At 52.6% G+C, this 19188-nt stretch carries 16 protein-coding genes; 13 read left to right on the plus strand and 3 right to left on the minus strand.

What is annotated here, in order from left to right:
• Positions 1-6 precede the first annotated feature (6 nt).
• Together ADINL_RS01555 and ADINL_RS01560 are read left to right on the plus strand one after the other, a co-directional pair.
• Complete coding sequence (locus ADINL_RS01555; protein ID WP_036543047.1) at positions 7-1038, plus strand: AI-2E family transporter; 1032 nt, start codon at positions 7-9, stop codon at positions 1036-1038.
• A gap of 22 nt (positions 1039-1060) precedes the next feature.
• Entirely contained in the window at positions 1061-2563 is a 1503-nt protein-coding gene (locus ADINL_RS01560) for an MFS transporter (protein ID WP_051632468.1), read from the plus strand.
• 15 nt (positions 2564-2578) lie between these two features.
• Here ADINL_RS01560 and ADINL_RS01565 read toward each other — a convergent pair whose 3' ends face one another.
• Positions 2579-3517 (minus strand): LysR family transcriptional regulator, encoded by a 939-nt coding sequence (locus ADINL_RS01565; RefSeq protein ID WP_036543052.1) that lies wholly within the window; start codon positions 3515-3517, stop codon positions 2579-2581.
• Positions 3518-3594: 77 nt separating this feature from the next.
• Between ADINL_RS01565 and ADINL_RS01570 the strand changes: the two genes are divergently transcribed.
• Together ADINL_RS01570 and ADINL_RS01575 are read left to right on the plus strand one after the other, a co-directional pair.
• Positions 3595-4179: a cytochrome b gene (locus tag ADINL_RS01570; RefSeq protein ID WP_036543056.1), complete on the plus strand. Its 585-nt coding sequence runs from the start codon at positions 3595-3597 to the stop codon at positions 4177-4179.
• The gene (locus ADINL_RS01575) at positions 4166-4741 is read left to right on the plus strand and encodes a YceI family protein (protein ID WP_036543058.1); all 576 of its coding nucleotides are present in this window, start codon (positions 4166-4168) and stop codon (positions 4739-4741) included. The genes ADINL_RS01570 and ADINL_RS01575 overlap by 14 nt, the downstream gene beginning before the upstream one ends.
• Positions 4742-4786: 45 nt before the next feature.
• Here ADINL_RS01575 and ADINL_RS01580 read toward each other — a convergent pair whose 3' ends face one another.
• Positions 4787-7507 (minus strand): cation-transporting P-type ATPase, encoded by a 2721-nt coding sequence (locus tag ADINL_RS01580; RefSeq protein ID WP_036543061.1) that lies wholly within the window; start codon positions 7505-7507, stop codon positions 4787-4789.
• Positions 7508-7649: 142 nt separating this feature from the next.
• A complete protein-coding gene (locus tag ADINL_RS01585) occupies positions 7650-7937 on the minus strand; it encodes a hypothetical protein (protein WP_036543064.1) in 288 nt (95 codons plus the stop codon).
• 395 nt (positions 7938-8332) lie between these two features.
• On the opposite strand from ADINL_RS01585, the gene ADINL_RS01590 reads away from it, so the two are divergent.
• The 9 genes from ADINL_RS01590 to ADINL_RS01630 all read left to right on the plus strand — a co-directional run bounded on the left by ADINL_RS01590 (position 8333) and on the right by ADINL_RS01630 (position 19150).
• Complete coding sequence (locus ADINL_RS01590) at positions 8333-9310, plus strand: dipeptidase (RefSeq protein ID WP_036543067.1); 978 nt, start codon at positions 8333-8335, stop codon at positions 9308-9310.
• Between the two features lie 61 nt (positions 9311-9371).
• Positions 9372-9905, plus strand: coding sequence for a 4-vinyl reductase (locus tag ADINL_RS01595; RefSeq protein WP_036543070.1), 534 nt, complete (start codon positions 9372-9374; stop codon positions 9903-9905).
• A gap of 21 nt (positions 9906-9926) precedes the next feature.
• Positions 9927-11996, plus strand: coding sequence for a dimethylglycine demethylation protein DgcA (gene dgcA / locus ADINL_RS01600; RefSeq protein WP_036543073.1), 2070 nt, complete (start codon positions 9927-9929; stop codon positions 11994-11996).
• Positions 11997-12010: 14 nt separating this feature from the next.
• Complete coding sequence (locus ADINL_RS01605) at positions 12011-13930, plus strand: (Fe-S)-binding protein (protein ID WP_036543076.1); 1920 nt, start codon at positions 12011-12013, stop codon at positions 13928-13930.
• Entirely contained in the window at positions 13927-15174 is a 1248-nt protein-coding gene (gene etfA / locus ADINL_RS01610) for an electron transfer flavoprotein subunit alpha (protein WP_036543079.1), read from the plus strand. The genes ADINL_RS01605 and etfA overlap by 4 nt, the downstream gene beginning before the upstream one ends.
• A complete protein-coding gene (locus ADINL_RS01615; RefSeq protein ID WP_036543082.1) occupies positions 15164-15994 on the plus strand; it encodes an adenine nucleotide alpha hydrolase family protein in 831 nt (276 codons plus the stop codon). Before etfA ends, ADINL_RS01615 begins: the two co-directional genes overlap by 11 nt.
• 196 nt (positions 15995-16190) lie before the next feature.
• Complete coding sequence (gene dctP / locus ADINL_RS01620; RefSeq protein WP_239644308.1) at positions 16191-17216, plus strand: TRAP transporter substrate-binding protein DctP; 1026 nt, start codon at positions 16191-16193, stop codon at positions 17214-17216.
• Positions 17216-17752, plus strand: coding sequence for a TRAP transporter small permease subunit (locus ADINL_RS01625; protein ID WP_051632469.1), 537 nt, complete (start codon positions 17216-17218; stop codon positions 17750-17752). Before dctP ends, ADINL_RS01625 begins: the two co-directional genes overlap by 1 nt.
• Positions 17753-17824: 72 nt before the next feature.
• Positions 17825-19150 carry a TRAP transporter large permease gene (locus ADINL_RS01630; protein WP_036543085.1) on the plus strand — a complete coding sequence of 442 codons (1326 nt, stop codon included), beginning with the start codon at positions 17825-17827 and terminating at the stop codon, positions 19148-19150.
• Positions 19151-19188: the final 38 nt, after the last annotated feature.

Below are 19188 nucleotides of genomic sequence, written 5' to 3' on the forward strand. Positions count from 1 at the left end.
CATGAGATGTCTGACAATCATGGATTGAAATGGCTATTGGGAATCGCAGGTGTTGTCGTGATTCTGGCCGGACTGAAAGCGGCTGAAGCCATTGTGATCCCGATTATGCTGGCATTGTTTATTGCCATTATCAGCACACCGTTTTTGCGTGGCTTGACGCGTCGGGGTGTCCCGTCTTATCTGGCAGTACTGTTGGTGCTGTCCGTGTTGATCGTCTTTGGTGGCGCGCTGGTAATGATTGTCAGCCAGTCAATCGATGCTTTCCTGACGCGCCTGCCGTTATATCAGAGTCGGTTGCAGACATTGATTGTCGATTGGTTGCCTTACCTGGAACGTTGGGATATCCCGGTTAACCGGGATATGGTGATGACACACTTGAATCCGTCGCAGATGATGGGACTGGTTGGCAGCGCTCTTGCAGGCATAGGCTCACTGCTCACCAATCTGTTTCTGGTGATTTTTATCGTCATCTTTATTCTGTTGGAAGAAGCGGGTTTCAGTGACAAGGTGAAAGCCGCCTTGCCCAATGCTGATAAATCGATACGCGATGCCCAGGGGTTCATGAAACAGGTCAATCAGTATTTGATGATTAAAACCACCATCAGTTTTATTACCGGTGTCATGGTGACTCTGTGGCTTTGGTGGCTGGATGTTGACTTCCCGGTATTGTGGGGACTGATTGCGATGTTGATGAACTACATTCCTAATGTCGGTTCGTTGATCGCTGCTGTTCCGGCGGTGCTGCTGGCATTGGTGCAGCTTGGACTGGGTGATGCCATGCTGGTGGTGCTCGGTTATGTCATGATCAACGTATTGATGGGCAATCTGATCGAACCCCGCTTTATGGGACGAGGCCTGGGATTGTCTCCACTGGTGGTGTTTCTGTCGTTGATTTTATGGGGCTGGCTGTTTGGCCCTGTCGGCATGTTTCTGTCGATACCGCTGACCATGATTGTCAAAATTGCACTGGAGCAGCATCCGGGTACTCGCTGGATTGCGATTCTGCTTGGCAATGATGTTCCCAAAACCACCGAATAATTCTTTGAATACATAGGCATTTATGCTCAGTACCGCACGTACACTGTTATCTCTTTATGTCAGCTATGGGTTATTGGTTCTGTCCAATGGCCTGTTTACCACCCTGACCAGCCTTCGCGCCGATCTGGAGGGCTTTGCTGTACAGACAGTGGGTCTGATTATGGCAGGCTACTTTCTGGGGATGTTCCTCGGCGCACGTTATACCTCCAAAGTGATTCAGCGTGGTGGTCATATCCGTGCCTTTGCCGCCTTTGCGTCCTTTATGTCCTTGTCTCCCCTGATGCATGTGCTGTTTATCGATCCCTGGGTATGGGCGGTACTGCGACTGATTGATGGTTTCTGTCTGGCGGGTTTGTTTATCATCACGGAAAGCTGGCTGAATGCCCGCTCTGATAATAAAACCCGTGGCAGTATTCTGGCCATCTATATGGTGGTTAACTATCTGGCATCCGGGTTGGGGCAGTTGTTTCTGCTGTTTGCTTCGCCAGACACCTTTGAAGCCTTTGCGGTCGCATCGATCTGTTTTTCCTTGTCACTCATGCCATTGATGATGACCCGTACCGAGGCTCCAGTACCACATCCGGTGACGGGCTTCAGTATCAAGCCGCTGTTGAAAGTGGCACCAGCAGGATTCTTTGGTGCTGTCTGTGCCGGTTCTGTCGGAGCTGCGTTTTTCTCCATGGCACCCATTTACGCGCAGAATCTCAATTACAGTGTTCAGGAAATCTCGCTGTTTATGATGGCCGGGGTGTTTTCCGGGCTGGTGTTACAGGTGCCACTGGGCAAACTGTCGGACCGTATAGAGCGGCGTAAAGTGCTCGCAGGTGTCTGTTTCGGCGCCTTGCTGTTCAGTACGTTGATGGTAGTGCAGAGCTTCTTCAGCCTGCCTTTCTATTGGTTGCTCTTGAATGTGTTCTGCTATGGCTCTCTGGCATTTGTGATCTATCCACTGTCTGCTGCGCATGTGAATGACTGGAGTGAACCGGATCAGTTAATGCAGACCTCGTCCGGGTTGATTATCGGTTATGGTAGTGGTGCTATTTTTGGTCCGTTGCTGAGTTCATCACTGATGTCCTGGCTGGGACCGGCAGCGCTGTTTGGGTATATTGCAGTCAACCTGGCGGTGATGATGATGTATGCCCTGTACCAGTCCCGTGTGGCTGGCTTGCAGCGTGAGAAAATGGAATTTGTACCGCAGCCTGCGGTGCAGTTCCCAACGGACGAGCTCTATACTGCGGCTCAGGATGATCTGACCCCTGTTCCTGAGGAGCTGTATGTGAGTGAAGCTCTGGACAGTGGTCAGAACGAGCTGGATGGTAGTTCTGCTCTGGTACCGGATATCCCCAGCGAAGCGTCTCTGGAGGAAGATCTACCGCTGGCGTCAGCGCTGGTGACAGAAGAGGTCAGCGAATCTGAGCAGGAGGAGGCGGCTGTCACGACAGAATCTCTGATTGAAGCCTGGGAACAGGAAAAATTGGCGGACACTGATCAGGTGCCGCCACGTGAACAACCTTCTTCCACTTAGACTTTACAGCCGGATTCAGCGCTGAATCAGAGGCGGCAGTTGGCGTGCAATATCCACCAGTTGTTCTCGCACCCAGGCCATGCGTGGGTCATGGTGATGACGGCTGTGCCAGTAAAAGAAAAATCTGACCGGGGGTTGTTGCAATTCAACCGGCAAGGGTTGCAGCAGTAAAGCCCGCCCGGCGGCGATACGCTCAGCCAATCGTTGTGGCAGGGTGAACAACAGGTCGGTGTGTTCACAGTAATCTGCAACCGACATAAAGCTGCTGAGTCGCAGCATCACCTCACGCTTTAATCCCACATTTTCCAGGACCTGATCCATATACCCTGGACCACGACCGGTGATAGAGACCAGACCATGTGCTGCTGCGGCAAAGCTTTCAGGCGTCAGAGCCTGGTTGGCCAGTGGGTGATTCGCTGACATCAGACACACGGCTGGCATCTGATCCAACTGGATACGATGGAGTGAACCGACAGAAACTTTTGGTTCCAGACCGCTCAGGCTGAAGTGCACCTCGTTGCGGTCCAGCATGGCAAAACTGTCATCTTCCTGCCGCAGAATTTCCAGACGCATACCCGGTGCCTGGTGTCGCATGCGCTGCATCAGTTGCGGCAGATACAGGGTTAATTCAAGATCCAGCCCTGTGACTTTAATTACGCCTCTGTCTGCGCGAGGATCGAAGACCGGCTTTTGCACCAGAAACTCCAGTGAATTCAGAATTTCTGTCAGCTCTGGTTGTATCTGCATAGCCCGTGCGCTGAGGTCATATCCCTGAGCGGTGCGGACCAGCAGTGGATCATTGAAAACCTGGCGTAAACGGGCCAGCGCCCGACTCATGGCGGGCTGACTTAGCCCCAGACTTTGGGCTGCCCGGCTGACATGGCGTTCACTGAGTAGCCGGTCCAGTAACAGCAGAAGATTCAGATCGAGCTTATCTATATTCATTTCACGCATAGTCATTATCTATTTAATGCATTAGACGAATATAGGTGGGATGGTTAAGATTAGCAAGATTAACAGGAGGGAAGTCAATGCGCGTTATACGTCAATTCAGAAACAGCCGCTCAACCTATGGGTGGGGTAGCATTGTGTTGCACTGGCTGGTCGCATTGACGGTATTGGGCATGTACCCGCTGGGACTCTATATTGTATCGCTGGGCTATTATGATCCGGGTTACCGTATTTATCCTGATTGGCACCGGAGCATCGGTGTTCTGTTACTGATGTTGCTGTGTGTACGACTGATCTGGAAGGCGTTGAATCCACGCCCGGAGGCCGTGACCGGAACCCGGCCCTGGGAGCGCGTTGCCGCCCACCTGGGTCATTGGGGGCTGTATCTGCTGTTGCTGGTCGTGCTCGCGTCGGGGTATCTGTTTTCTACAGCCGATGGCCGCAGTATCCAAGTGTTCAGCCTGTTCAGTCTTCCCGCGATTCCCGGTTTGGCATTACGTCAGGAAGAGCTGGCGGCCGAAATTCATTTTTATTCAGCTACCTTACTGATGCTGCTAACCGCAGTGCATCTGCTGGCAGCCTTGAAACACCACTTTATCAACAAAGACGCAACGCTCACACGTATGTTGGGCCTAGACTCGGAGAAATTGAATGAGCATCACTAAACTGAAACCTCTGGCACTGGCAGGTGCCTTGTTCGCCAGCCCACTGTTTGCGGCTGATTACCTGATTGATACTCAGGGTGCACATGCATCGATTAACTTTAAAATTGACCACCTGGGTGTCAGCTATGTTGTGGGTCGTTTTAACGATTTCCAGGGTACCTTCAGCTATGATGCGGACAATCTGGAGGCGACTCAGGTTGAAGTGCAGGTCAATATGAGTTCGATTGACAGCAACCATGCTGAGCGTGATCGCCATGTGCGCAGCAGTGATTTCCTGAATGTCAGTCAGCATGCTCAGGCACATTTTGTCAGCACGGCGTATGAAGATCTGGGTGATGGAAAAGGCACTCTGATTGGTGATCTGACCTGGTTTGGACAAACTCAACCGATTGAAATTGCCGTTGAAAAAGTCGGTGAGGGTTCTGATCCCTGGGGTGGCTACCGTGCAGGTTTTACCGGTACAGCCGAGCTGAATCTGCCTGATTTTGGTGCCCAGTTCAATTTGGGACCTGCGGCTGAAACCGTTTACCTGGATCTGGTGATTGAGGGTATTCGTCAGTAATTCTGACCCTTGCCCGGCTGGATTCAGCCGGGCAAGCATCCATGTTTATCCCTTCCGTTTACGCCACACGGCTTTCTCTGCTTCTACCAGTAACAGTACCACGACACCATAACCCAACATCAGTAACCACTGGTTCAGGCTCAGGGGAGCACTGTGGAACAGGGTGTTCATGACGGGTGTGTAGATAAACAGCAGTTGAGCGATCAGCATGGCACTGACGCCTCCCCAGATCCAGGGATTGGAGTTAAACGGTGTACTGAAAATACTGCTGGTCAGTGAGCGGCAGTTGAACAGGAAGAAGCTCTGAACCACCACGAACAGGGTAACCGCCAGCGTTCTGGACTCCTCGATACTGGCACCCTGCAGCTGTGACCACTGGAACAGGCCAAAAGCACCGATCAGCAACAGTGTACTGACAGACAAAATCCGGCCAATCATTTCAGCGGACAGAATCGGTGAGTCAGGTTCACGCGGTGCACGGGACATGATACCCGCTTCACGTGGTTCAAAGGCCAGCATAAGCCCCAGAAAGACAGCTGTTGTCATGTTCAGCCAAAGTGCCTGGACAGGCAGTACCGGCAGGGTGATGCCGAACAGAATGGCGACCATGATCACCAGGCCCTGACCCATATTGGTCGGGAGTATCCAGGTGATAAACTTGATCAGATTGTCGAAAACATTTCGACCCTCTTCAACCGCAGCTTCAATGGACGAGAAGTTGTCGTCGGTGAGTACCATGTCGGCCGCTTCCTTGGACACCTCTGTGCCACTGATACCCATGGCAATACCGATATCGGCCTGTTTCAGGGCGGGTGCATCATTGACACCATCACCTGTCATGGCGACAACATGGCTGCGACTTTGCAGTGCCGTCACCAGCTTCAGCTTCTGCTCCGGTGCGACCCGGGCAAAGACCGATACCCTGTCTGCCACTTCCGTAAGAGCTGTGTCGCTCAGTTCACTGAGTTCACGACCTGTCAGGGCCTCAAGATCGTCTGTCTGCTGTCCCGGATTATTCTGCAAGCCGATCTGAGAGGCGATTGCCCGTGCTGTCAGTGCATGATCACCGGTGATCATTTTGACCCGTACCCCGGCTTTCTGGCAGGTTGCGACAGCTTTGATTGCTTCTGCCCTGGGAGGGTCAATCATCGCCTGGAGTCCGACAAAAATCATCGATTGTTCTGGCTCTCGGGCATTGAAGGGGGCCAGGGTGTTTTCTGTCTGCTCCACGGGCTGCATGGCAAAGGCCAGTACACGCATCCCCTGACCGGCAAACTCATGCACACGTGCTTCTATGGCATCCTGGGCCAGTGCTTCAGTGTCGCCATCAGCTGTCAACTGTGAGGTACAGCGTGCCAGTACCTGCTCGACTGAACCTTTCAGATAGATCAGGTTGTGTTGAGCATCCAGACGGTGCAAAGTTGCCATATACTGACGGTCTGATTCAAAGGCGATCGTATCGATACGCTTGAATTCGGCTTCACACTGTTTGAGTTCATAGCCTGCTTTCATTGCAGCGGCAATCAGTGCGCCTTCAGTGGGGTCGCCTTCAACGGTCCAGCGCCCATCCTGCTCTTTCAGGCGAGAGTCATTACTGATCAGGCCCGAAACCAACAAGTGATGCAGTGCTGCATTGTCTGACAGGCTGACAGAGTTGCCCTGCTGGCGAATATCCCCTTCCGGCTGATATCCACTGCCACTGACATCATAGCTGTGGGAACCTGCGAGCAGCTTTTGTACCGTCATCTGGTTTTCGGTCAGCGTACCGGTTTTATCCGAGCAGATCACGGTGGTGGAGCCGAGGGTTTCGACGGCTGACAGTTTGCGGATAATTGCATGACGTGACGCCATGCGTCGCACGCCGATGGCCAGGGTGATGGTGACGACTGCCGGCAGCCCTTCAGGAATCGCGGCAACCGCCAGGGCAACGGCGGCCATAAAGGTTTCACTGGCGGGCATGCCATACAGCAATCCGACACCGAAAGTGACCGCAGCCAGGGCCAGAATGACCCATAAAAGCAGCTTGCTGAAAGCATGAATCTTGCGAGTCAGTGGCGTTTCCAGTGCTTTGGCTTCGGAGATCATGTGGGCTATTTTGCCGGTTTCGGTCTGGTCACCAATACTGGTCACTATCCCTTTGCCAGCACCATAGGTGACCAATGTGCCTGCAAAGGCCATATTGTTACGGTCTGCCAGTACAGTATCAGCGGCCAGCAACTGCAGATGCTTTTCTGAGGATACCGACTCGCCAGTCAGTGCCGATTCATCGACCTGCATATCGCGGCATTCCAGCAGACGCATATCGGCAGGGACTTTATCGCCTGATGCGAGAAAGACGATATCACCGGGTACCAGTTCAGTGGCTGGTAGAGTCTTTTTCTCTCCATCACGTAGTACGGTGGCGCTGGATGACAGCATTTTCTTCAGCGAGTTGATCGCTTCTTCGGCTTTGGACTCCTGAATATAACCAATAATGGCATTGATCAGGACCACTGCGAGAATCACGCCGGCATCGACATATTCACGCAGGAAAAAGGTGACCAGGGTAGCGCAGAGCAGGATATAGATCAGTGGATTGTGAAATTGCAGTAACAGGCGCTTCCAGGCGGGAACCGGTTGCTGGCCTGTAATGCTGTTGGGGCCAAAATGGACCTGGCGTTGTTGAGCAGAGCTACTGGTGAGTCCCTCGGTTTGGTGGCTGTCGAGAGACCCGATAACATCCTGTGGTTCAAGATGGTGCCAGGCTTTATTTGTCTGCAACTGCATGCTAATCCCCTGATTCTGTTCGTCAGGGTATACCCTAGCACAAAAAAAAACGGAACGTCATATGGGCTCTTTGACCCGTATCAACATTCCGTTTTGAGCCCCACATGGAGGCAGGGGCACTGCTTACATAGCGAGATCCTGATCAAGCAACGCGTGTTTGTGCCTGACTTTGGCAGCAGTCTGGATGAGTGGCGACAAAATGGCACAGAGTCTTTGTTAATAAAGCCATTTTTTCAGAGTTACCCTGACGTCGCGCCATTTCGATGTCATCCAGAATATATTGTTTGATCTGATCGCTGGCGTTGTGTTCCACCATGTATTTACCCAGTGCCAGGGCAATCATGGGTTCCATGTGCTCATGTTCGGCAATGGCGTCAATTTCATCGTCGCTCAGATCACATAACGCCAGACATTCTTCATAGGTCAACATCAGCGCATCCTCATTTTATAATCAGTGGGTGTTGTGGTCGAAGACCACCCAGTAATCTGATTTAAGTCTAGTTCAGTCAGCCGAGAGTAACAGGGGTATAAATAGATAAAAATTCAAGTGTTTTTAAGTATTTAAACAATGGTTTCATGCTGCGAATGCACATTTGTGTCGATTGAAAAAGGTAATCTGCTTGTCATAAAAGGACTTAGGGTGTGTTGCTGTGCATCACTGGGTGATTTTGTGCAGGCCGCCACCAGGAAAAAAGTCGCATATAAGTATGTGTTGACGTTTTTAGAATTATTGCCGTCGTTTCCATAGGGTCAACTGAACAGGCTGAGCGCTATTCTGCTGAACAACAGCTAATACCAACAGATCCGTTAATTGGAGCACGTGTGATGACCCCAGCCGAAATCCATCAGGATGCCATTGTTATCGATGGTTTGATCATTGCCAAATGGAATCGTGAACTCTTCGAAGATATGCGTAAAGGCGGGCTGACTGCGGCCAGTTGTACGGTGTCAGTTTGGGAGGGTTTTCAGGCAACCGTCAACAATATTGCCGATACAGCCAAGCTGATGCGTGCAAATGCTGATCTGGTCAGGCCGGTGTATACCACTGCTGATATTCATGCCGCCAAGGCAGAACAGAAAACCGGCATTATTCTGAGTTTTCAGAATGCACATGCCTTTGAAGATCAGATCGGTTATGTCGAAGTCTTCAAAAAGCTCGGCGTTGGCATCGTTCAGATGTGCTACAACACCCAGAACCTGGTAGGTACTGGCTGCTATGAGCGTGATGGTGGCCTGTCTGGATTTGGTCGTGAAATCGTTGCTGAAATGAACCGTGTGGGCATTATGTGTGACTTGTCGCATGTGGGTTCAAAAACCTCTGAAGAAGTCATTCTTGAATCGAAAAAACCTGTCTGTTACTCCCACTGCCTGCCATCTGGTCTGAAAGAGCATCCACGTAACAAGTCGGATGAAGAGCTGAAATTTATTGCCGATCATGGCGGCTTTGTCGGCGTAACCATGTTTGCGCCTTTCCTCAAGAAAGGCATTGATTCCACCATCGATGATTATGCTGAAGCGATTGAGTATGTGATGAATATTGTTGGTGAAGATGCCATCGGTATCGGCACCGATTTTACCCAGGGGCATGATCAGCAGTTCTTTGAGTGGCTGACGCATGACAAGGGCTATGCCCGCCGTCTGACCCGTTTCGGCAAGATCGTTAATCCGCTCGGTATTCGTACCGTTGGCGAGTTCCCTAATCTGACAGAAACCCTGTTAAAGCGTGGCATGAGCGAACCCCAGGTGCGCAAAATCATGGGCGAGAACTGGGTACGCGTGCTGAAAGACGTTTGGGGCGCTTGATCGCCTCTGGTTTGATCTGTTGTTGATCTGTCAATGAATTCTGAAAAATAAGGTGATAATTGTGACAAAAATGGCTCCTGAACTGCCCATCGAAGTGGATAGCGAAACCGGCGTCTGGACAACTGATGCGTTGCCGATGCTCTATGTGCCAAGACACTTTTTCATTAATAACCATCAGGCGATTGAAGAAGAGCTGGGGCCAGAGCGATATGCCGAAATTCTGTATAAGGCGGGTTACAAGAGTGCGTGGCACTGGTGTGAAAAAGAGGCTGAGTTACATGGCCTGTCCGGTGTTGATGTGTTTGAGCACTATATGAAACGCCTGTCACAGAGAGGCTGGGGCAAGTTTATTACCGAAGAGATCGATTTGCAGGCTGGAGCCTGTAAGGTCCGGCTTGAGCATTCCGCTTTTGTATATCACTACGGAAAAGTGAATCGCAAGATTGAGTATATGTTCACTGGCTGGTTTGCCGGTGCCATGGATCAGATTCTGCAGGCACAGGGCAGCACACTGCGTACCCAGGCTGAACAGATCCAAAGTGCCGCCGAAGATGGGTGTGATGTCGGGTACTTCATCACGCGTCCGCTGGCTTGATTCATATTTCAGGAGTGTTCCATGTCTCAGTTTGATGCGCTGTTTCAGCCGATTCAGATCGGCAAGCTGACCATTCGTAACCGAGTGGTCAGTACTGCCCATGCAGAAGTCTATGCCACTGATGGCGGCATGACGACAGACCGCTATGTCAAATACTATGAAGAAAAAGCCAAGGGAGGGTGTGGTCTGTGCATCTGTGGTGGCTCATCGGTTGTATCAATCGATAGTCCTCAGGCCTGGTGGAGTTCGGTTAATCTGTCGACTGACCGCATTATTCCGCATTTTCAGAATCTGGCGGATGCTGTACACAAGCATGGCGGCAAGATCATGATCCAGATTACCCATATGGGACGGCGTTCGCGCTGGGATGGCTATCACTGGTCCACACTGATGTCGCCCTCTGGTATTCGTGAACCTGTGCATCGCTCTACCTGTAAAACCATTGAGCCTGAAGAGATTCAACGGATTATCGGTGATTATGCCAAAGCAGCACGACGTGCCAAAGACGGTGGTCTGGATGGTGTTGAGCTGTCTGCGGTTCACCAGCATCTGATCGATCAGTTCTGGAGCCCGCGTGTTAACAAGCGTACCGATGAGTGGGGTGGCAGCTTTGAAAATCGCATGCGTTTTGGCATGGAAGTGCTGAAAGCAGTCCGCGAAGAAGTGGGTCCTGATTTCGTTGTCGGTATGCGTATCTGTGGTGACGAGTTCCATCCGGACGGTCTGACCCATGAGGATATGAAGCAGATAGCCGCCTATTATGACGCAACGGGACTGGTGGACTTCTTCGGTGTTATCGGTTCAGGCTGTGACACGCATAACACGCTGGCGAACGTGATTCCGAACATGTCCTACCCTCCTGAACCCTTCCTGCACCTGGCATCAGGGATCAAGGAAGTGGTCAAAGTACCGGTGATTCATGCCCAGAACATTAAAGATCCGAATCAGGCGCAGCGTATCCTGGAAGGTGGTTATGTTGATCTGGTTGGCATGACCCGTGCGCATATTGCGGATCCACATATCATCGCCAAGATCAAAATGGGACAGATTGATCAGATCCGTCAGTGCGTCGGTGCCAACTACTGTATTGACCGTCAGTATCAGGGGCTGGACGTACTCTGTATCCAGAATGCGGCGACTTCCCGTGAGTATATGGGCTTGCCACATATTATCGAAAAAACTGAAGGGCCTGTACGCAAGGTTGTGGTAGTGGGTGGTGGCCCGGCGGGTATGGAAGCGGCCCGTGTCGCGGCAGAGCGTGGTCATCAGGTGGTGCTGTTTGAAGCTCAGCCGCAATTGGGTGGCCAGATTACCCTGGCAGCCAAAGCACCTCAGCGCGACCAGATGGCGGGCATTACCCGCTGGTATCAGCTGGAGCTGGCGCGCTTGCAGGTTGATGTGCGCCTGAATAGCTATGCAGATGAAGCGATGATTCGCGCTGAACAGGCGGATATTGTCATTCTGGCAGTGGGTGGTAAGCCCTTTGTTGAGCAGGTGCCGGAATGGGGTGCTGATGAAGGCTTGATTGTGAGTAGCTGGGATATTCTGGATGGCAAGGTTGCGCCCGGAAAAAATGTACTGGTGTATGACACTATCTGCGAATTTACCGGTATGTCGACGGCTGATTATCTGTCAGAAAAAGGCAGTCAGGTCGAGCTGGTGACAGATGATATCAAGCCTGGTGCTGCCGTGGGGGGGACGACTTTCCCGACTTACTATCGCAGCCTTTACCCCAAAGAGGTCATCATGACTCCGGATCTGGCGTTGCATAAGGTCTACCGTGAAGGCGAGCAGCTGGTTGCGGTGCTGGAGAACGAGTATACCGGTCAGCTTGAAGAACGTGTGGTCGATCAGGTGGTGGTTGAAAACGGCGTACGCCCGGATGAATCCCTCTATTATGCGCTGAAGCCCGATTCCCTGAATAAAGGGCAGATCGATGTTGAGGCTCTGTATGCGATTCAGCCGCAGCCCTGTTTGAGTGAGTCGACCGACGGTGATGCCTTCCTGCTGTTCCGTATAGGTGACTGTACGGCACCGCGTAACACCCATGCAGCCATCTACGATGCACTGCGTCTTTGCAAGGACTTCTGATTCGGAGAGAGGTTATGTTAAACCTTGTCTTGCCTCTGTTAATCGGGGTAGCCCTGCTGTTAGCCGTAATAGGGGCGGTACGACGGATTCGATTGTGGCGCAATGGACGGCCATCACCGGTAGCGCTGATGGCGGGCCTTGCGGCCATGCCACGGCGTTATCTGGTGGATCTGCACCATGTGGTGGGACGTGATAAGTATATTTCCAACACCCATGTGGCAACGGCTGGTGGCTTTGTACTGGCGGCTGTGCTGGCCATTCTGGTGCATGGCTTGCAGCTCGACAGCCGGATACTGGCGTGGGGCTTGCTGCTGGCGACAGCTGTGATGTTCTGTGGTGCCGTGTTTGTTGCACGGCGACGCATCGATCCACCGGCACGCTTGTCCAAAGGTCCCTGGATGCGTTTGCCGAAAAGTCTGCTGGCATTTGCGAGTGGTTTTTTTCTGCTCACGCTGCCCGTTGCGGGACTGGTGCCTGCCCAACTGGGCGGTATGCTGGTTGGCCTGCTACTGTTGGCGCTGGTGATCTGGGGCCTGGGTGAGCTATTTTTCGGTATGACCTGGGGTGGACCGATGAAGCATGCCTTTGCAGGAGCCTTGCATCTGGCCTTTCATCGTCGCCCCGAGCGCTTTGGTGGTGGACGTTCGACCGGATTAAAACCCTTGAATCTGGATGACTCGAACGCGCCTTTGGGTGTTGAAAAACCGGCTGATTTCACCTGGAATCAATTGCTGGGATTTGATGCCTGTGTGCAATGTGGCCGTTGTGAGGCCATGTGTCCGGCATTTGCAGCGGGACAGCCACTGAATCCAAAAAAACTGATTCAGGATATGGTGGTGGGCCTGGCAGGCGGTAATGATGCGGCCTATGCCGGTTCTCCCTACCCGGGCAAAGCGGTTGGCGAACATCAAGGCAATCCATTCAGCGCTATCATTGCGCGTGAAGGGCAGGGCCTGGTAGATGCTGAAACACTCTGGTCCTGTACCACCTGTCGTGCCTGTGTAGAAGAGTGCCCGATGATGATTGAGCATGTGGATGCCATTGTGGACATGCGTCGTCATTTGACACTTGAGCGTGGACAGACGCCGAACAAGGGTGCCGAGGTGATAGAGAATCTCATCGCAACGGATAACCCCAACGGTTTTGATCCCCAGTCACGTATGCACTGGGCTGCAGACCTGGCTCTGCCGGTTCTTGCCGAGGTCAAGCGAACGGATGTACTGCTGTGGCTGGGTGATGGCGCTTTTGATATGCGTAATCAACGCAGTCTGCGTGCATTGGTCAAGCTCTTGCGCGCTGCAAACGTTGACTTTGCCGTGCTGGGGAATGAAGAGCGTGATTCAGGTGATGTGGCACGTCGCCTGGGTGATGAAGCGACTTTTCAATCCCTGGCAAAACGTAATATCGCGACCCTGGATCAGTACAGTTTTCGCAGTATTGTGACCTGCGATCCGCACAGCTTCCATGTGTTGAAAAATGAGTATGGTGACCTGGGTGGCCAGTACGTGGTGTATCACCATACCACTTACCTCAACCAGTTACGTCAAGTGGGCAAGCTGCAGTTTTCCCAGTACAAGGGAGGGCGTGTTACCTATCATGACCCCTGCTATCTCGGGCGCTACAATGGCGAGTATCAGGCACCTCGTGATCTTCTGGCTGCTGCAGGCGTCACTGTTGTCGAGATGGAGCGTTCCGGATTTCGCTCCCGTTGCTGTGGTGGCGGTGGTGGCGCACCTATCACGGATATACCTGGCCAGCAGCGTATCCCAGATATGCGCATGGCGGATATCCGTGAAACAGGTGCTGATCTGGTGGCCGTTGGCTGTCCCCAGTGTACCGCGATGCTTGAAGGGGTGGTGGAACCACGTGCTGAAGTGCTCGATATTGCTGAAATTCTGGCGAATGCATTGCAGGAATCGGAGGTGCACTCATGAGTACTACGCGTCGTCGGGATCCGCGTGCAGAACGCATATTACGCAATCGCCTGCATCCGCTGCATTTGACGTTGCAGTTGCAGCATTCAGGTGTTGCCGAATGGCTGGGGCCCAATGGAGTCAAACGGCGTAATCCGCATCTGGTGGGCTTTATTGGACCCAATGGGGTACGCCGTATTGATCGCAGTGGTGCGCAAAGCGCGGCATCCCAGACTCAGGTGCATGTCACTGAGCAGGACACGCGTCGAACCGTACAGCTGGATCATCCTGATCACTACATTACCGTCATACCGGATATGACGGGTGGGCGTTTAAGCGCTGCCGACAAGGATCTGCTGGGGCTGGCACAGCGACTGGCTGCGGAAAAGCCCAATACAGCCGTTCTGGTTGTGGTCTTTGGGGAGTCCAAAGAGACGCAGCTGGGAGAGGCCGGTGCAGACCGCGTGCTGACGGTTGCCGACCCGCTGTTTCAGCAATATTCACCGGAACAGCGCCTGGCCTGGCTGCTGGCGCTGGAGCAGGCGCTGCAACCGGATTACTGGCTGCTTCCTGATTCAGGTCTGGGTGGTGGTGATCTCGGTCGCCGTTTGGCGGTGGCGTTGAATGTACGTGCAGCGACAGGACTCTGGCAGGTCAATCTGGATGGTGACATGCCAACCTGTGTCTGTCGTGCTGCTGCCGCGACACAGGATCTGTTACGCGATTTGCCAAGAGTACTGCTGGCGTTACCTGAATGTGCCGAACCTGTCAGTGAAACCCGCCATGAGGCCCTTGAACTGGATATTCCGGTTTCTCCGGCAGCGGTGAACCCCGCAATTGAAGATCTGGGCGCAGTGGCAGTGGATCCGGCGAGTGTCGCACTGGCAGAGGCTGAATTCATTTTGTCAGGTGGAAATGGTGTCAGAGACTGGCCCGGTTTTCATCAGGCAGCACGTGTACTGGGCGCTACGGAGGGAGCATCCCGTGTGGCTGTGGATGATGGTTTTATGCCGCGTGACCGGCAGGTGGGCGCAACCGGAACCTGGGTGACGGCCCGGGTGTATCTGGCAGTGGGAATTTCAGGTGCCATCCAGCACCTGCAGGGTATCCAGAGTTGTGAAAAGGTGATCAGTATCAATACAGATCCTGGATGTGACATGGTAAAACGGGCTGATCTTGCTGTGATTGGTGATGCAGCTGCAATTCTGCAGGCGTTAACAGAGAAAGTTGGCCAGCTGAAACAGGAGGTGCGTGATGTTGCCTGACAGCACAGCGCGAATTGCCGTATTGCTGTCAGTAGGACAGCACCCGTTGACCGCACGTCCCCGTCGCGCCGATCAGGATGCACGTGCTCTGGAACTGGCGTTGCAGCTTCCTGGCGTTGAGGTTCTGCCTGTGCATGCCGGAGAGCTGAATGATCAGAATGAAACGGCTTTGCGCAGCTATCTGGGGATGGGCGCTTCAGCGCTGAAGCTGCTGCCAGCTGCTGAAGGTGAAGATGTGCTGCCGTTGCTACAGCAAGGTTTGCGAGATCTGCAGCCCGATCTGGTGTTATGTGGCAAGCGTGCGGAGCACGGAGAGTCGTCTGGTCTGATGCCCTACCTGCTGGCACAGTCGCTGGGCTGGCCAGTGATCAGTGGTCTGGTTGAAATTGAGCGGCTGGAGGCAGGTCATGCCACTGTATTGCAGGCTCTGCCACGCGGGCAGCGTCGTCGGCTCAGAGTGACATTGCCTGCTGTACTGGCAATGGATGATGCTGCCCCGGCAGCGCGCCAGTCAGCCTTTGGTCCGGCTCGTCGCGGTGTGCTGGAGGTAGAACAGATGGTTGCAGTAGCTGAACAGGGGCTGGCCAATCTGAACAACCTGTCAGTGCTCAACTGGCAATTCCAGCCAGCGCGTAAACGACCCAAGCGTCTGAAAATTATCAAGGCCACGTCGGCACGAGACCGTTTCAAGGCAGCTGCTGCCAAGGCTGAGTCGAGTGGCGGCCAGGTTTTGCAGGGACTGACACCGGATGCAGCCGCAGAGACAATTCTGAAAATGCTGCGTGAAGAAGGTGTAATGAATTCAACTCATGGTGATTGAATCGGAGAATTTGTAAATAAATTCCGGAGTTTTTTGCAAGACCTGGCAAGCGTCGGTGTTCTAGAGTGCCAAAGGATGATTTTTAGAGTTGATGATAACTCAGGTTTCGCGTTAAATCCGGTCAAGGCCGGATCTGTAAACACGGGTGTGATGATTTGATACACTCTCTAACAACAATGACAAGGTGACACTTAAAATGAGCAAACCTAACCTGAACAGACGTAACATCCTTAAAGCCGCTGCGGCTGGTGCAGTCGCTGCGCCGTTGGCGATGACTTCTACCTCTGCTTTTGCAACCACCAACCTGCGTATGCAGACTTACTGGGGACGAGAAGCAGCTGATGTTTTCAGTGCGTTTGGCAGCGATATTCGTACCGCTTCAAATGGTTCTCTGCGTGTGCGTCACTTCACCGGCAGCTCTCTGGTGCCTGATGCGGAAATGTTCCAGGCTGTGAGCAGTGGTACGATCGATATGTGCCAGGGCTATGCGGGTTACTGGCCGGGTCAGCTGGATATCGCCGGGATTGAGTCCGGTCTGCCAGGTGCCTGGACCAACTACGATGAAGCACAGTATGTATTCCGTCACAAAGGTTTGCTCGAACTGGTACGTGAAGCCTATGCTGAGCACAATGTACACTACATGGGCCCGATTTTCGGCGGTCCATTCGACCTGTTGACCAAACAGCCGGTTAACAGCCTGGATGATCTGAAAAACATGCGCATCCGTGCAACACCTGCAGTGGCGCGTATTCTTCAGGCATTTGATATCCCGACTGTGTTCCTGCCTGGCTCTGAGCTTTATGTTGGTCTGAGCACTGGTACCATTGATGGTGTGATCTATGCTGGTACCAATGAGTATGTCGGCATGAAACTCTACGAAGTTGCCAAGCACTACACCTCTTTGGGAATGGTATACCCAGGCTACTGTGACCAGATTCTGGTCAATATGGATGTCTGGAACCGCATGTCTGAAGAAGAGCGTAAAGTGATGGAGCTGGCGTACGAGAAGCATGCTTCGCACATGAACACCTGGATGGTCAGCGGTTCTATTGATGCAGGCAGCACCGGCCTGTTCGAAATGAACAAGCTGCCAGCCGAAGACTCTCAGCGTCTGCGTGAAGCGGCTGAAGTCATCTGGGAAGATGAAGCGGTGAAATCTGATCGCAACCGTAAAGCGATTGAGATTCTGAAAGAAACAGCGAAAGCGACAGGACGTGCCTGATGCTTTCAGTCTGTCACTTGGTTAGCTGGGTTGATAGACTCTCTGAAATTGTTGGCAAGGCCGTCTCTTGGATGTGCCTTGCCATCATTGCAGTGATGCTCTACGAAATAGCGGCCCGCTATTTCTTCAACAGCCCGACCGCCTGGGCACACGAAGTGACCACCATGCTGTACGGAACCTTCTGTATTATTGCTGGCACTTATACACATCGTTATCAGGGGCATGTTCGCAGTGAAGCCCTGTACCACCTGTTTTCCCGTCGCGGAAAAGCGATTCTCGATACACTAACCGGTTCGCTGGTGTTGTTTGTCTTAATTGTGTTCTTTATGGCGTCAGTAGACTTTGCTGCCGATTCCTGGGCGCGGGGAGAGATGTCATCCAGAAGTACCTGGGCACCGCCACTCTATCCATTCAAGACAGTGTTACCGGTAGCCGTAGGCTTAATCACCTTGCAGAGCGCAGCGCACTTGATTCGGGATATCTGTGTGGCATTCAATCTGGGCTGTGATGCCTGTGAAACGCGTGGCTCTGAATAGAATTGTAATCCAGATTATTGTGCGGCTAAGGCCGGCCGCGTTATAAATCGATAACGATAAAAGGTACACAAGGTGTCAGATATTGATCCTTTATTGATCACCGTCGGCATGTTTGCCGCGATGTTTGTGATGTTGCTGCTGGGTACGCCCTTGTCATGGTCATTATTGACCGTCGGGTTGGGGTTCGCCTATTTTCTCTGGGGTACGGGTGCTCTTGAACTCTTGACCATCAGTGCATTTTCATCGATGGACAACTTTATCCTGGTTGCTCTGCCGATGTTCATCTTTATGGGCCTGATGCTGGAGCGGTCCGGGATTACCGACGATCTGTTCGATATGATGAACAAGTTGATGGGATCTCAGCCGGGTGGTTTGGGTGTCGGTACCATTGTGCTTTGTGCGCTGATTGCAGCGATGGCCGGTGTCTCCGGCGCGGCGACCGTCAGTCTTGGCGTTATAGCCCTGCCGGCGATGTTGAAGCGTGGTTACAGCAAAAAGCTGGCGACCGGTACGATTATGGCGGGTGGTGCACTGGGCTTCCTGATTCCACCCAGTGTACTGATGATCCTGTATGCATTTCTGGCGAAAGAATCCATCGGTAAGTTGTTTGCTGCCGGATTGGTACCGGGCCTGATGCTGGCAGGTATCTATATTGTCTATATTCTGGTGATCAGCCGCATAAAGCCGTCACTGGCGCCGCCTCTGGCTGAAGAAGAGCGGGTTGACTGGAAAGGTAAACTGATTTCGCTGAAAGCACTGATACTGCCAGGTACACTGATTGTGACGGTTTTGGCTTGTATCATCCTTGGAATTACCACACCTTCGGAAGCGTCTGCAATCGGTGCAGCGGGTGCCATTCTCTGTGCAGCCGTTTATCGTACGCTGACGTTCAAAATGCTGAAAGACGTACTGCTGGATACTACCAAAATCATGGGGATGCTGATCTGGATTACCCTGACAGCTATTTTCTTCAGCAAGGTGTATATCGGCCTTGGTGCCGGGTTCCTGCTGCAGGATCTGGTTGAAGACAGTAATCTGGCACCCATGGCAGTGATCGTAGCGATGCTGGCCTGTTATTACGTGCTGGGCATGTTCCTTGACGACTTCGCCATTGTTTTCATCACCGTGCCCCTGTTTGTACCGGTGGTTGAGCTCCTTGGCTTCGATCCGGTTTGGTTTGCCATTCTGTTTATCGTCAGCATGCAGTCAGCCTATCTGACGCCGCCTTTTGGCTATAATCTGTTCTACATGCGATCGGTGGCGCCACCTTCGGTCAGTATTTATGATTTGTATCTAGCTGCAGTACCCTTTATTCTGCTGCAGATACTGGGGCTGGCATTACTGGTCATGTTCCCGCAGATTGCCTTGTGGTTGCCGGGACTGATTTACGGTCCATGATCAACCTGCCAGGAAGCAGAGTTTTTTCTGCTTCCTGG

The organism is Nitrincola lacisaponensis (genome assembly GCF_000691225.1).
Classification (GTDB): Bacteria; Pseudomonadota; Gammaproteobacteria; order Pseudomonadales; family Balneatricaceae; genus Nitrincola; species Nitrincola lacisaponensis.